Consider the following 15,103-nt stretch of genomic DNA (forward strand, 5'->3'; position numbering starts at 1 on the left):
ATAACTAATGACCAATGACTAATAACTAATCCAATCGCTCCAGCTACCAGCATAAAGTTTTCCCTTGCTAATGCCAGCTAATTCTAGAGAAAGTAAGTTTACACAAGCAGTAACGCCGGAACCGCAATAAACTAAGATTTCTTGGGCTGTTTCTAAGTTCTCCCACCGACGGCGCTGTTCGGCTTGCGGGAGTAGGTAGCCAGTAGAGTCTGTAACTTCTCGCCAAGGATAGTTAACCGCACCAGGAATATGTCCAGCAATTTTATCAATTGATTCTCCTTCACCTCGGTAGCGATCGCTTTCTCTAGAATCTACTAAGACTACATCTGGTTTATCTTTGCGGCTTTTCACGGCTGTAATATCTACAACTTTTTCTGTTTGCACTTGAGATACAAATGTCGCCATCTGCGGTTGAGGAATAACATCTGTAACCGGATACCCAGCTTTTTGCCATCCAGTGAAGCCTCCATCGAGTACTGCTACTTGTTCGTGTCCTAGATAGCGTAACAACCACCACAAACGAGCCGCAAAAGCAAAGCGGGAATCATCATAAGCTACAACTAGAGTTTTTTGGTAATTCACCCCTATCGTTGCAAATTTATTAGCGATATCATCAGGGTTAGGTAGAGGATGTCTCCCGCCATGCTTACCCACTGGACTGGAAAGATCCTGGTTTAAATCAAGATAATATGACCCCTTAATATGACTTGTTAGGTACTGTTGTTGTCCTAATTGCGGTTCGGCTAGAGAAAAGCGACAATCCACGATCGCTACTTGCGGATCTTCTAGGTGTTCAAACAGCCAAGTTGGCGAAACAACAAATTGGGTATTGGTCATAGGGCATGGGGGATTGATAATTTGCTAATGACTAATGACAAATTTATTTACAAGATGTCAAACTTAGAGAATTTTACACCTCAGATCACAGCAGATGGTTCTTTCACCTTTGTCTCTCAAGAGTTTAATGAATCCTTTCATAGCCATTATGGTGCTAAACAGGAAAGTTTTTTCAAGTTTGTGGAACCAACTCAGCTGACTACAGCTGCCCAAAAACCAGTCTTACGACTGTTGGATGTTTGTTATGGTTTAGGATATAACACTGCCGCTGCTTTGCAGACAATTTGGGCAGTGAATCCCAGTTGTAATGTTGAAGTAATCGGGTTAGAACTGAACCCAGCAGTACCACAAGCGGCGATCGCTCATCATTTGTTCGACAGCTGGAACTGCAATTACATTAAAATTTTGTCCCAATTAGCTTCTGAGCTTCAAGTACAAACAGCTTGTCTGAAAGCGAAGCTGCTAATTGGTGATGCTAGAAAGACGATCGCCCTAGTACGTCAGTTGGATTTCTCGGCAGATGCAATTTTCCTCGATCCCTTTTCACCACCACAGTGTCCCCAATTATGGACTGTTGAATTTATTAAACAACTGTCATTGTGTTTAGATCGAGATGGTTTATTAGCTACCTATTCTTGTGCTGCTGCTGTGCGTACAGCACTTTTGTCTGCTGGGTTAGCAATCGGTTCTACTCCACCTGTGGGCAGGCGATCGCCTGGTACTGTAGCAGCACACAATCAGCATACTCTGACACGGGGACGCTCTCAGACGCAGAATTTTGCAACAAAATTCTCCCCTACCCCTTTGCCCCCCTGCCTTTCTACACTCCTCTCCCAACCTGAGAAAGAACACTTACTAACTCGTGCTGCCATTCCCTACCGCGATCCCGAATTGAGCGATCCCAGTGAAGTTATAGTCAGACGGCGACAAGAACAGCAACAAACCTCTTCCCTCGAACCTACCTCCCACTGGCGAAAAAGGTGGCTATCGGCAACACAAGGCAGGGATTTTATGGGAACTAGTTTATAGTTGCACGAGCAAAATTATCAGCCTTGTCCTCAGTCCTTGATTCCACAAAAGTTAGACATATTTTTCTTTAAAATTCTCATTTCGTTTTTTAGTACTCAAGCAACAAGTTTTTTTTAGCTAAATAACTTAAACTATAATAAGTAATTAATATTACATTGTGGTTAGCAGTATTTAACTATTGCTATAACTGAGTAAGTAAAAATGTTTAGACCTAATGACTACTATCAACACTGTCAAGTCAAAATCGGATATTTCGCTAATAAGCAGGCAATTACAAGCTTTTGTGGCGCTGGCATCCTTAAAAATCTCCGTGAAAAGCCTGATTTTACATTTGTACTAGTTATATGATACTAGAATCAGAAGCAAAAAATTTGACAATAATATACTGCTTATTCGTAACATAAAAAATACATAGGGTGAAAAATCTATATCAGCAGCTTGACATCATAAGATAATGCCTATGGAAAGCCTAAGTCAAATACAGTCAAATACTAAATTTGTTTTTGAAATCTGACACTGTTAACTTGTAGAAATAATTGCAGTACCTTTGTAATTCAATGGAAATCCAACCATAGAAGCTTTACAGAATAAATTGTTAATGGGTCAAACCCCCTAAGCAAAGTGAAAAGTATCGGTTCAAATCATACCGTCAGATCGCAAAATATAGAGGGTTATTCTTTAGGCTTATCTCAAGAACACTTGATGCTTGAAGATACCCAAGCAGCGTCTTCTTGGATGAAAACTTGCAATCAAGATTCATTGGTCTCTAAAACACTACAACCCAAAGCTTCTAAAGTGAATGGTTTTGATTTAGATCCACCAAAGGTTTTAGTGGTTGACGACCATGCAGCTAGTCGCCTGACTGCTGTTGCTCTCTTAGGGATGGAAGGATACGAAGTCATTGAAGCGGACAGTGGTTCTATTGTTGTGGGATTGGTAAGGCAAAAACAACCAGATTTGATTTTGCTGGATGTGATGATGCCGGGAATGGATGGATTTGAAGTCTGTCAATTGCTCAAACAGGATGAGCAAACCAGGCTAATCCCAGTAATATTTATTACAGCATTAAATGACAGGCGATCGCGTATTCGAGGAATTGAAGTCGGTGGAGATGATTTTCTCACCAAACCTTTTGATCGTGTGGAACTGGCGGCGCGTGTCAAGTCCCTGGTGCGGCAGAAGCGTCTCAACGAAGACTTAGACCATGCCGAACAAGTGCTGTTTTCCATTGCCATGTCCATTGAAAGTCGCGATCCCAATACAGGTGACCATTGCGAACGCTTGGTAAAACTGGGACAAGCCTTTGGTGAATACCTCAATCTCTCGCGCTACCAAATTCGAGATTTGATGTGGGGCGGTTATCTTCACGATATTGGCAAAGTAGGTATTCCCGATGCAGTGCTGCTCAAAAAAGGCAAACTCACCCCGGAAGATTGGCAAATTATGCAGCAGCACGTTTTGATTGGAGAGAAAATCTGCCAACCGCTACGTAGTATGCAAGGTGTAATTCCGATTATTCGCCATCACCACGAACGTTGGGATGGCTCAGGCTACCCCGATAAACTTAAAGGGGATGAGATCCCATATTTGGCGCAGATATTTCAGTTAATTGATATTTATGATGCCCTAACCAGCGAACGACCTTACAAAGAAGCTTTGACAACACAAGAAGCACTCTCAGTGATGCTTGAAGAAGCTGATTCTGGTTGGCGCAATCCTAAACTAATGCAGCAGTTTGCGGAGTTTATTCGTTTTTTCACAAAGAACAGGGAGTAGGGAATAATGACTTCTAGCTACTGTAATCAAGGCTAATTGACATTATCATACTCTCGGCTTTTTATTAAGTGAAGTTCTTTTGAGTTATGAATTTTGAGTTCTGTACTCTTAAATTTTGAATTCTGACTCCTTTGCTCAAAGGAGTCTTCTATGATTAGCTGGTATATGATTTGAGCCTACATCTGGAAGTAGGAAATAGCATTAATTACAGTTTTACTAATAGCTGATTATGGTAGTTGTAGCAATTCTAGCAGCCGGACGCGGCACACGAATGAAATCAGGTTTACCCAAGGTTCTACATTCTTTGGGTGGGCGATCGCTACTAGAGAGAGTTATCGAAAGTGTAGAGCCTCTCTCGCCCTCACGACAAATCGCGATCATCGGGTATCAGTCTGAAGAAGTGAAAGCTGCTATGCATTCAATTTCCAATTTGGAGTTTGTCGAACAGACTGTGCAATTGGGAACAGGTCATGCCATCCAGCAATTACTTCCCTACTTACAAGATTACACTGGAGATTTACTGGTACTCAACGGTGATTTACCGTTGATACGTAGTGAAACCCTTCAGCAGATGTTACAAACTCACGCCCAAAATCAGAACGCCGCCACTATTCTCACCTCACACCTACCCGACCCCACAGGCTACGGGCGTGTTTTTTGTAACGATATAAATATTGTGCAGCAAATGGTTGAACACAAGGATTGTAGTGCTGCCCAAAGACAAAATCACCGGATTAACGCTGGGGTTTATTGCTTTCGCTGGCAAAATTTAGCCCAAGTACTCCCCTACTTACAGGCAAATAATGCCCAAAAAGAATATTATCTTACCGATGCCGTTACTCAGGTTGGACAAGTGATGGCAGTGGATGTACAAGATTATCAAGAAATTCTCGGCATTAACGATCGCCTACAACTGGCAATAGCCTACGAAATTCTGCAAAGGCGAGTCAAGGAAAAATGGATGCTAGCAGGTGTTACCCTCATCGATCCCACAAGCATCACCATCGATGAAACAGTTGAGTTACAGCCGGATGTAATTATTGAACCCCAAACTCATCTGCGGGGAAATACGGTGATTCAAACAGGAAGTCACATCGGTCCGGGAAGTTTAATTGAAAATAGCCAATTAGCTGAAAATGTCACAGTACAGTATTCAGTAGTAACAGATAGCACAGTAAAAGCAGGCAGCCGAATTGGTCCCTACGCCCATTTGCGCGGTCAGGTACAAGTTGGTGCTGGTTGTCGTGTCGGAAATTTTGTGGAATTGAAAAACACGCAGTTAGGCGATCGCACCAATGCAGCACATTTATCGTACTTAGGTGATAGCGTCGTCGGCAATCAGGTGAATATTGGTGCCGGTACAATTACTGCCAACTATGATGGCGTTAAGAAACATCGTACTAAAATAGGCGATCGCACTAAAACAGGTGCTAATAGCGTTCTAGTGGCTCCAGTCACCTTGGGTGATGATGTCTATGTGGCTGCTGGTTCCACAATTACAGAAAATGTTCCTGATGATGCTTTGGCGATCGCTCGTAGTCGTCAGGTGGTTAAACTAGGTTGGCGTAGGAAGACTAATGCAAATGAAACTATAGATCGACATAAATAAACGATTGCTGTTAATCGCAGTTGTTCTCTAATCAAATTTGAGTGTTATCCTTATTCGGTTAGTTTTTCAGAGATTAAGTAGGTTTGGTCTGATAAATTATCCGTCTTTCCAGTCCAACAGTGGTTAGTGTTCGGCTTTTTTGCTGATTTTTATAAAAATCATTGTTTGTCTAATTTGTGAATACGTAATTTATAGGGAAGTCGGCGCTCCGACTTTCCGCAAAATCTGAAATGGAATCAGATTCAAATGGCACGCTTGTTAAGCGGAAATCATTGATCTTACTGGTTTTGGGGTGTGGGGAATGAAGAAGTAACCTCTGTTTCATCTCTAAGAAATGAATATCGATCGACACTACACCCTACCTCCTACCCCCAACACCCTTGCCCAGAAGAGGTTTCACATGAGTTCTAGTAACATTTTGATCGGCTCCTACTTATCTACAGGAAAATTCGCAATTATGGGTGGAATACCGTTTTCTGTGGTTGATTGTGTTTGGCTTATCGGTTGTGGATGTAAAGGTGTTGGTGTCAGTTCGCCCTGTTTAGCGGTTTGATTCCATAAAATCAATGATAGTAGACCATCTACTAAGCCGTTATTAGTGCCGTTACTGCCAACCAGCACATCTGGAATCAAGCGGACATGGCGATCGCCTATAATCTGCATCAGTTGCATTGCTGTATAACCTTGTGCCCCCAAGGCTTCCACACCAGCACGGTAGGTTTCAGCTTTGGCGTTACCTGTAGCCCGAATCCCTTCACCCTCGGCAATTGCCCGGAGTTTTGTCCCCTCAGCTTCACCTGTGGCTTGCTTGATTTCGGCTTGGGCTTTCAAGTCGGCTATATGCACGCTCTGCTCAGATTTTACCATTTCTTGCTGGATATCAGCTAAGGCTGTTTCTCGAACAAGTTGCTGGCGTTGGGTTTGTGCCATCTGCTGGACTTCATAAGTCTTGCGTTCTTCTTCGGCAATTTTTCGGTCTGTTTGTGTCCGCATTAACGACGCTGGTGGCTGAATATCACCAATCAGGGTGTCGATCGCTTGCACGTCATAAGCCCGCAGTGCTGTTTTAATATACTCAGCAGCCTCAGCTTGTCGCTCGCTGCGAGCTGTTAAAAAGTCTAATACTGTATAATCTTGGGCTGAATTGCGGAAATAATTACCAATAGTTGGTTCTAATACGTGGTCTACAAGATTTTGCATTGCACCAACGCGGGAAATTACCTTCGGCGCATCCAAAGCACCCACATGGATGATTTGTGCAACTTCCAAATCAAAGGCAAATCCATCACGCGATCGCACAGTTAAGGAAGCCAGTTGAGCATCGTAACTGTGACGTTCGGTACGGTCTGACCAGTTTAATACAATATTGGTCGTTGGTACAAGTTCCATTTTCATGATCCGCGAATTAATCGGGTGCTTCCCAGGATACAGGGGTTCCACCCATACACCCTTGTGTCCAGTATTCACCAAGTTACCATGTGTGAAGGCTGCACCGCTGACATCTTGATGTGCCTTACCGACGAAAGAAATCACCACACCTACATATCCAATAGGAATTTCCGTCATCGGCACTTGTTCAACCTGGACAAACCAAGGATTCAAGTTCCAAGAACCAGAAAGCAGAATTTGCTCTTGTAAGCCTCGTCGGCCACCGCCATCAATAAATTTCTGACCATTTTGAAAGTTGTTATGTCCCTCAATTATCTGCCCTGCGATTTCACCATCACAAATTGGTAAACCGTCCAGAGTAGTGACAATGCCGACTTTATCAGAAGCTAGGCTGTAAACCCGCAACTGTTCTAGAGTCATACCATGAGTTGTAGCATTTGCTGCGGTAATAATTTTAAATAGAGCAGTGTTAATACGGTAAGTCCCAGCTGTCAGAAAACCCATTTGCCGACCTTTTTCGCCACCTTGGCTGAGGAACTTCCGGGCATCTTGGTAATTATCACAATCTACGATTTTCCCCAGGATACGCTGTGGTGGGTTGGGTTCACCATCTGCGGCTACAATTAAAGCGATTTCACCTTGGGGAACAACAACTACTGACTCTTTGCGAACCGAGTATTGCCAAGGCCAATAGCCCCAATGCCAGCCGGGAGCAAGAGTATCTGCCTGTAAACCAGCTTCACCATTGAGGGCAATTAACCGTCCAGCAGGAAGTCCGCGTCCCGAAAGGGTAAACTTTCTCACAACAATACCAACTTCCCGTTCGCCAATCACCACTAGCCCGCCAAAGAATAGGGGAACAAATATAACTAAACCGCCAACAAGTACGATGGGAACCAGTACAAAAGCATCGATTCCAGCAGTTTGATACTGAGTGTGATTAATTTGTAACTGAGGAATATTTAGTTTAACTGGACTTAGTTGGACTGATAGTGGAGTGATTTCTTTTGCAGTAGTTATTTTGACAGGAGTAGCACTGACATAATTAATATTGCCTGCGAGTGCCAACGTTGCTATGGCTGATGCTGCAAAACGAGCTATTTTATTTTTACGGATACCAACACAAGATTGAAAGCTTTTCATAATTTTTGCCCACTTGGGCAACTAATTAGCTAAGTTAACACTTCAACAAAACAGTCCTCAATTTCTTAAACTTGCCTTCAAAAGTTAAAAGTGGAAAGTACGGAGATGCGGTTTGACTTCACTCGATTTTTGGGTAGTCGAAACTCACCAACCGAGAGATAGAGAGAAAATTTCATCCCCCACCTCATCACTCCTAAGTCCTAACTCAGCACTTCCATGCCCAATTCCCCATTTCCTGGTAAAAATAATTAGGATCGAATAGCGAGGTGAATTTAAAATTTAATTTAATATGACTTCCATATTGCCCGAACCTCATCACAGCCATTCACCCACTTGGGAGGAAGAACTAGATAGTGCCATTTTCAGTTTTGAAGATATTCAGACGGAACTGAATTATAAACAAGCACAAACGGCACTACGAAATTTAGTGACTAATCTTGACCTGAGCCCCCAAGAAAAAGCGGGACTGGAGGCAGAAATTACTGATTTGGAAACCATGCTCTTAAAGTTAGACCGCATGGTGGTGCAGATTGCAGCTTTTGGCATGGTGGGACGTGGTAAGTCTTCACTACTCAATGCTTTGGTTGGACAATCAGTATTTGAAACCGGGCCGCTGCATGGTGTTACCCGTGCTGCACAAAGAGTGAATTGGATTATTAGCGAAGAGGCAGTAGGGGAAACCGAACGTGCTTTGCGAGTCACTCTCCCTGGTATCGGTCAATCACAAGTAGAATTAATTGACACTCCTGGGTTAGATGAAGTAGACGGGGCAACCCGCACTGCATTGGCTGAACAGATTGCCAAACAAGCGGATTTGATTCTGTTTGTCATCTCTGGCGACATGACAAAAATAGAACATATTGCCCTTTCGCAACTGCGAGAAGCAGGTAAACCAATAATTTTGGTGTTTAACAAAGTAGACCAATATCCAGAAGCCGATCGCACAGCAATTTATCACAAAATCCGCGATCAAAGGGTGCGCGAATTACTCACGCCTTTGGAAATTGTCATGGCCGCAGCATCACCATTGGTGAAAACAGCGGTTTTTCGTCCTGATGGCAGTAGAGGCATACAGTTGCGTCCAGGTAATGCCCAAGTTGAGGAACTGAAGCTAAAAATTTTAGAGATTTTGCAGCGTGAAGGCAAAGCCTTGGTGGCTCTCAATACCATGCTTTATGCTGACACTGTAAATGAGCAACTGATAGAACGAAAACTGATGATTCGTGAGGTGAATGCCAATCAGTTGATTTGGAAAGCTGTAATGGCTAAAGCAGTGGCGATCGCTCTTAATCCCGTAACTGTGGTAGATATTCTTAGTAGTGTGGTAATTGATATTGCTTTGATTTTAGGTTTATCAAAACTCTATGGCTTCTCCATGACCGAAGCTGGAGCCGTACAATTGCTCCAAAAAATTGCTCTGAGTATGGGCGGTATCGGTGCTAGCGAACTCTTGGCAAACTTGGGCTTGAGTGGATTGAAAACTTTACTTGGCATCTCTGCAACAGCTACGGCTGGCGTGGCCCTTGGCCCTTATATATCAGTGGCAATTACGCAAGCGGGAGTGGCTGGTGTTTCTTCTTACGGTATTGGACAAGTTACTAAAGTTTATTTAGCTAATGGTGCAACTTGGGGGCCTGATGGGCCCAAAGCAGTGATTAATCGGATTTTGGCAAACTTGGATGAGACTTCAATTCTCAACCGTATTAAAGATGAATTACTCCACAAGGTAAAACTCAGAAAGTGATACATATAAGTAGAGTTAATAAGGTTCCGTTAGCGATGTTCATTTTTAGAAGTCGCTTTAATCCATGCTACTTGCTTCTCCTGTTGAGACAGAGTGCGCGTATTCTATCCCAAAACCTCCAGCTTCGACATGACGAACCAGCGATTGAATGATGGGTGTAGCAATACTAATACCAAATAAAGCATTGAACCCTGCAACAACTACTGGCGCTGACAGAATAACAGTAAATTCTGGAAATAAAGCTAACACAGCAACCAAGAGCAAAAAAATAATTGGTGTCGCAATACCTGCTGCCTTTGCTGCTTCAAAAATTAGATTTTTATACTCTTCAACACTGATGTCGCCCCGATAGAGATCCAAAGAGTAGGAAATCGCCGTGACTACAACCTGAGTGAGAATAGCTGTTCCCGTTGCAGTAATGCCAAGTTTAGCGATCGTCCCAGAATTGCTGACAATAGAATCTACCGCATTATAAACCCGAATATAGAACTGTTCGCCAATGGTCATTACTTTGGCACCTCGGCGGAGATTGTCAACACCTACTTCCCAAAGGATATTATCAGCAGCATTCGATCCACCTTGGGAACGTGGATTGATGTGGCTACCATGCTTATCTCTAAGAAATTGACGAATTGTATATTCTTTACCTCCAAGCTTTGATGTGCCAGGAATTTTCTCAAAGAGCTTCATCACATCTGTATCAGAACGAGGTAAGTCTCCTACCCGAACACCAGCACGATATCTTAGCCTATTTGCAATCTTAGGCATCTCTTGGGCTAATTCGGTAGCTGTCTTTGGTAAATTTTGCAAAGCATCAGCCATAACAATGCTAGAAGCGGCAACTCCAACAGCAGTTTCTTGAAATGTTTTACTAACATTTTGAACAGTTTGAAAACCTGACTGTACTGCTATGGTTGACAAACTTTGTAAATCATTAACTGCATGGCTACTTGAAGTAGTTATCTCGGTAGTAACGTTCTTGATTCCATCAACTATCTCATCTATACCGTTTACTACATTGTTGGCTGCTTCTTGAGTTTTATCTTTAACCGTATCTGCCAACCTCTGTGCTTGGTTAATAAAATCCATATTTTTTGCTGTAGAGTGTTTGCTCCAGTTTCTCTTTCTAAAACTGAGAAGCACCTCAGCATTCATGATGAATTTACTTTCAAAAATTTTAAAGAGATAGTGAATCACTCACAAAAGCTGCCAAATCAAATCTTGACTCAAGATTTCCCACCAACACGGCACTCATCACTTCAATAACCCACATCAGCACGGCTTTCAGTAATTTTGGGAGAATCGATTGTTCCTGCGATAAGGGACTTCCAGAAAATAAATTATCCAATTTCATGCCCATCAAAACGACTTTCTCTCCCCCTGCTCCCTGCTCCCCTGCCCTCAAGGCGTTCGGGTAGCGTCCCGCAGGGATGGAATATTTTTTTAATTGGAAGTCCCTAAACTACGCCTCGCCTTCTTGCGATGTCTACGATGAGCTACGCCTACGCGTCCTTGGTTTATCCCCAGCTTTTCTGCAACTAAAAAGGTGATTCGGAAAAGTACGATTAAATTGAGCTTCAAAACTCGGAACTTGAGCTTTAGAACTTAAAACGTCAAATTCTCTACTCAAAATCCGAGTTTCTGAGCTCTAACTTTCAACCTCTTAAGCAAAATTGCTGATAGATTTTCTGCACTATTGATGTTTACGGCTGCACTTTTTCAGATTTACAGATGAAATTGCGGCGTCATCAATTTTTAATTTCTACCTTTGAAAGAATTAAGCCATTCTTGAACTTGTTCGCGGGCAATATCACGACCTCCCAGACCAAAAGCTAAGGCAATAGCAACAGCGATCGCACCTAATAAAAGTCCAAAGGCTAAATTCACAATATCACTAGCAACTCCAATCTGTTGCAGTGCCATTGCTGAGACTAAAGTAATGATGGAAATCCGCGCTACCTGTCCTAAAATCTGTGCTTGGCGGTCGCCGGAACTGGTAATAATGTTAAAAGCTAGATTTGCCAGGAATAAACCAATTGCAAATATTACCAAGCCTGCCAAAATCCGTCCGAATATAATCAAAATACCAGATACTAAGGCTGTAAGGGCTGGAATATTTAAGATATTTACTGCTGCCACCGTTGCAAATAACATAATACCTACTAAGGTAACAATGCCTGCAATTTCTGATGGGGTGCGGGTAGAAATCCGAGGAGGTATTGGTTGTGTTGGTTCTGCGGAAATAACAATTCGTCTGGTAGGTGTTGTCAGACCCAATACACTGAAAATGTTATTAAAGCCTAAATTAGTCAGAATACTTGTAACCAAATCTGCTACAAACTGTCCCAGAAAATAGGCAACAATCAAAATTGCTGCCGCTGTAAAGATAGCAGGTACAGCGTTGAGAACCTGTTGTAGCATAGCGATCGCTGGCACTGATATCGCTGCAATTTGTAAAGCATCGAGCGCTGCGATCGCCACAGGAATCAAAATCAAAATATAAACAATCGTGCCGATAATACTCGATAGAGATTGCACTCCCGCAGTCGAAGATAATCCAAATCGATTACCTAAATTGTCAATACCAGTACTCAGGAGCAAGTTTGTTACAATTCGCCGCACCACATTAGCTATAAACCAGCCAACAGCAGCAATTAGCGCCGCTGCTAAAATGTTTGGCAAAATTACCAGAATTTTAGTAATTAGAGCTTGTACTGGTTGTAGAGCTTCCCTGAGTCCGAGAGTATCCAAAATCGGAACGAGAAACAGTAAAAATACAAACCAATAGAGAGCATTGCCAATGGTTTCACTTAGAGATAATTGATTGAGGCTGGGTACGCTATCGGCAGGTTGTGGATTCAAACGCTCATCTAGGTTAAATGTCCGTAATAAGCGCACACTAATAATCTTGACAATAGTAGCTAACACCCAAGCGGTTCCTAAAAGGATTCCCGCACCAACCAACTTTGGCAGAAAGCCAATAAGTTGATCGAGAAAAGTATTGAGCGGTCGAGAGGCTACCTCGAGATTCAATGTTTGTAAAACAGCTACCGCCGTTAGCAGGATAATACTCCAGAAAACTAGGTCGGAGATTAATTTCTCCACCTGGGGAATATCCTGACGACCTGTTACTCCTGCGGCAATCCGGTTATCTATATTTGTACGTTTGAGGATTTTCTGCACTATCGTCGCGGCGATCGCTGCAATTAGCCAACCTACAAATAAAATTAGCACTGCCCCCAGTACACGGGGCAAAAACAGAATCAACTGTTGAACAATTCCTTGCACATCACCGACTCCTTGATTTACTGCTGCTTGAGTTTGTTGCAGGTTGGACGGCGATTGTGCCAAAAATTGCTGTCCCCTGATTGATAAACCAATATCTATCAACTGGGTTATTCCTGGCCAACTTGTGTTCATGCTTTTTTGCTATCAGGGTTTTACATCTTTGCTAAAAACACTTGAGATACTTACCAAGTGGCTTAATTTAAACGAATAATTTTTGCATCCCAGTAAGTTTACTAGTGTTTTGCCTATTAATTTACCAGGAAATTACTAGTAAACTCATATATGCCCTCGATATTATGAGTATTTTTTGTTTACCAATACATCAGCCCAAAAATAGATTGTTAATAATTTTTTAGTACTATTATGTATATTTATTTTTATTGATTAATCACTAATGACAGACAACCAAGTATTGGAACAATCAATTCAAATTAATGCTACAGCCACGGTAGTCGAACGCTGTATTACCGATTTAGCTCTCATGCACCGTTGGCTTAACCCACTCCTTCGTTGCGAACCTGTGGGCGAAACTTGGAGTACCGATTTAGGCAGTGAAAGTCGCTTTATCATTCAAATTCCCCTACTCAAACCTACTTTGAATAGCGTAGTTGTGGAGCGACAACCGGGTTTGGTAGTCTGGGAATTTGAAGGATTTTTTGAAGGGCGCGATCGCTGGGAATGTCAATCAGCACAAAATGGAACACTCTTACTTAACCGCTTTGAATTCTACATTCCTAACCCTTTAGTAAGTTGGGGTTTCAAAACCTTTGCTGCGTCTTGGACAAAACAAGATATGCAAGCTCAACTTTCCCGGCTCAAACGACTCGCAGAACAACAAAATTAGTCATTAGTTTTTCTCCCCATCTCCCCTTATCCCCTGAGGGGGCCCCACCTTCCCATCTCCCTAGCCATCCTTACCCAATTCGCCAAGTAGCCGCCGAATTACCGATGCATCCTTAGCATCAGGAACTTTTAGTAAATAAGTTTGTAAGTCTGTTGCGGCTTGGGGGTAGTAACCGAGTTGATAATAGATCAAACCGCGATCGCGCAATTCTAAAGTTAAATCGGGAAACAATAGTAAAATTCGTTCAACTGCGCCTAGTGTTTTTTCTAACTCTTGCTGTTTCAAGTAGATAAATTTGAGATTTGTCAGCATTCGTGCCAAAAATTGCCGATGAGTTACTATAGCTAAAAATTCTGGTTGTAGCGTCATTGGTTGCTGATAAAGTTGAGTTAGTCTTTCTTGACAATCTTCGGGAAATATTATTTCACCACTATTGAAGGCATCAACAAAAATTTCCATATCTGCAACATCTGGGCGAATCAAGAAATGTCCTGGCATTCCTATACCCACCATCGGAAAGTCAATCCGTCGCGCAACTTCTAAGTAAACTAGCGCTAAAGTAATGGGAATCCCCAATCGTCTATCAATTACATCATTCAAATAACTGTTGCGCGGATCATAGTAGTCAATTTTATTACCAGAAAATCCTAAATCTTCGTAGATATATTGATTAATAGTTTGAATTATCCGCAAAGGATATCGCTGTTCTGGCAGGCGTTCTTGCACCTCCCATGCCATTGTATCAAGGGCGTTAAGATATTCCTCTGGGTCTAAGTTAGGATATTCTTCTTGTGCAATGTATAAAGCTGCCTTTGCTAAATTGATTTCCTCGTCAGACTGCTGAATCTCCTGATAAAAATATTGTCGTGCTGACGATAAATTCATAAGCTATTGCTTGGTGGAAGTGTGAGGATGAAGCGAAAACGGCTTAGCTAAACTAAAAACTGTTTCTAGAATTATGTTTGCCAAAAGCCACTTGCTGGGACTTTCCGCTTTTTGTACCTGTTTTTATATTATAAATATTCATTAAATTTAAAAATGTAATTTGTAGATAGATTTTATCAAAACAATCTATCTAAGGTATGGAAATAAATTAATATAGCTCTTTTTTATTGACTAAAATACATATTTATAGTAGTGTTATTAATTCATTTACATCAGTGCATAATGTATATTAGAAAACTATAAATTTTTAGCTTCTGCTTTATCCAATTCCGAAACTGCATTCAGAGCATTTGTATTAATTATTTGAATGAAATGGCATAGTACTGCTCTTTTAAGCGATCGCTCAGAAGGGCAGATTTTTTGTTTCGGTTCATTGAATTTCAACTTTGCTTTGCAGGCTTCTTTGTTGGCGATACCTTACGAGGGGGTGTGCTTATGCAAAGCAAATAACATTTTATCATATGTTTATATATAAACTTACCATATATTTATCTAGTTT

At 41.9% G+C, this 15,103-nt stretch carries 11 protein-coding genes; 5 read left to right on the top strand and 6 right to left on the bottom strand.

Going from position 1 to position 15,103, the window contains the following annotated elements; all coding sequences use genetic code 11:
* Positions 1-18 precede the first annotated feature (18 nt).
* Positions 19-837: a sulfurtransferase gene (locus tag FCR06_RS08510; RefSeq protein ID WP_138498570.1), complete on the bottom strand. Its 819-nt coding sequence runs from the start codon at positions 835-837 to the stop codon at positions 19-21.
* A gap of 54 nt (positions 838-891) precedes the next feature.
* Here FCR06_RS08510 and FCR06_RS08515 point away from each other — a divergent pair, with 54 nt between their 5' ends.
* From FCR06_RS08515 to glmU, 3 genes are all read left to right on the top strand, one after another.
* The gene (locus FCR06_RS08515; protein WP_138498783.1) at positions 892-1,866 is read left to right on the top strand and encodes a tRNA (5-methylaminomethyl-2-thiouridine)(34)-methyltransferase MnmD; all 975 of its coding nucleotides are present in this window, start codon (positions 892-894) and stop codon (positions 1,864-1,866) included.
* Positions 1,867-2,457: 591 nt separating this feature from the next.
* The gene (locus tag FCR06_RS08520; protein WP_138498572.1) at positions 2,458-3,642 is read left to right on the top strand and encodes a two-component system response regulator; all 1,185 of its coding nucleotides are present in this window, start codon (positions 2,458-2,460) and stop codon (positions 3,640-3,642) included.
* A 229-nt stretch (positions 3,643-3,871) separates the two neighbouring features.
* Positions 3,872-5,251: a bifunctional UDP-N-acetylglucosamine diphosphorylase/glucosamine-1-phosphate N-acetyltransferase GlmU gene (glmU, locus tag FCR06_RS08525; protein WP_138498574.1), complete on the top strand. Its 1,380-nt coding sequence runs from the start codon at positions 3,872-3,874 to the stop codon at positions 5,249-5,251.
* A gap of 429 nt (positions 5,252-5,680) precedes the next feature.
* Here glmU and FCR06_RS08530 read toward each other — a convergent pair whose 3' ends face one another.
* Positions 5,681-7,783 carry a flotillin family protein gene (locus FCR06_RS08530; protein WP_138498576.1) on the bottom strand — a complete coding sequence of 701 codons (2,103 nt, stop codon included), beginning with the start codon at positions 7,781-7,783 and terminating at the stop codon, positions 5,681-5,683.
* Between the two features lie 289 nt (positions 7,784-8,072).
* Here FCR06_RS08530 and FCR06_RS08535 point away from each other — a divergent pair, with 289 nt between their 5' ends.
* A complete protein-coding gene (locus FCR06_RS08535; RefSeq protein WP_138498578.1) occupies positions 8,073-9,527 on the top strand; it encodes a GTP-binding protein in 1,455 nt (484 codons plus the stop codon).
* Between the two features lie 57 nt (positions 9,528-9,584).
* Here FCR06_RS08535 and FCR06_RS08540 read toward each other — a convergent pair whose 3' ends face one another.
* The 3 genes from FCR06_RS08540 to FCR06_RS08545 all read right to left on the bottom strand — a co-directional run bounded on the left by FCR06_RS08540 (position 9,585) and on the right by FCR06_RS08545 (position 12,947).
* Positions 9,585-10,616, bottom strand: a complete 1,032-nt coding sequence (locus FCR06_RS08540) for an HNH endonuclease (RefSeq protein WP_138498580.1) — start codon at positions 10,614-10,616, stop codon at positions 9,585-9,587.
* An 88-nt stretch (positions 10,617-10,704) separates the two neighbouring features.
* A complete protein-coding gene (locus FCR06_RS32470; RefSeq protein WP_223280078.1) occupies positions 10,705-10,887 on the bottom strand; it encodes a hypothetical protein in 183 nt (60 codons plus the stop codon).
* A gap of 395 nt (positions 10,888-11,282) precedes the next feature.
* Positions 11,283-12,947 carry a mechanosensitive ion channel gene (locus FCR06_RS08545; RefSeq protein WP_138498582.1) on the bottom strand — a complete coding sequence of 555 codons (1,665 nt, stop codon included), beginning with the start codon at positions 12,945-12,947 and terminating at the stop codon, positions 11,283-11,285.
* A 262-nt stretch (positions 12,948-13,209) separates the two neighbouring features.
* On the opposite strand from FCR06_RS08545, the gene FCR06_RS08550 reads away from it, so the two are divergent.
* Positions 13,210-13,659, top strand: a complete 450-nt coding sequence (locus FCR06_RS08550; RefSeq protein ID WP_138498584.1) for an SRPBCC family protein — start codon at positions 13,210-13,212, stop codon at positions 13,657-13,659.
* Between the two features lie 60 nt (positions 13,660-13,719).
* On the opposite strand, the gene FCR06_RS08555 is transcribed toward FCR06_RS08550, so the two are convergent.
* The gene (locus tag FCR06_RS08555) at positions 13,720-14,544 is read right to left on the bottom strand and encodes a SirB1 family protein (RefSeq protein ID WP_138498586.1); all 825 of its coding nucleotides are present in this window, start codon (positions 14,542-14,544) and stop codon (positions 13,720-13,722) included.
* Between the last annotated feature and the right edge of the window lie 559 nt (positions 14,545-15,103).

The organism is Nostoc sp. PA-18-2419, assembly GCF_005869855.1.
In the GTDB taxonomy this organism is placed as follows: domain Bacteria; phylum Cyanobacteriota; class Cyanobacteriia; order Cyanobacteriales; family Nostocaceae; genus Nostoc.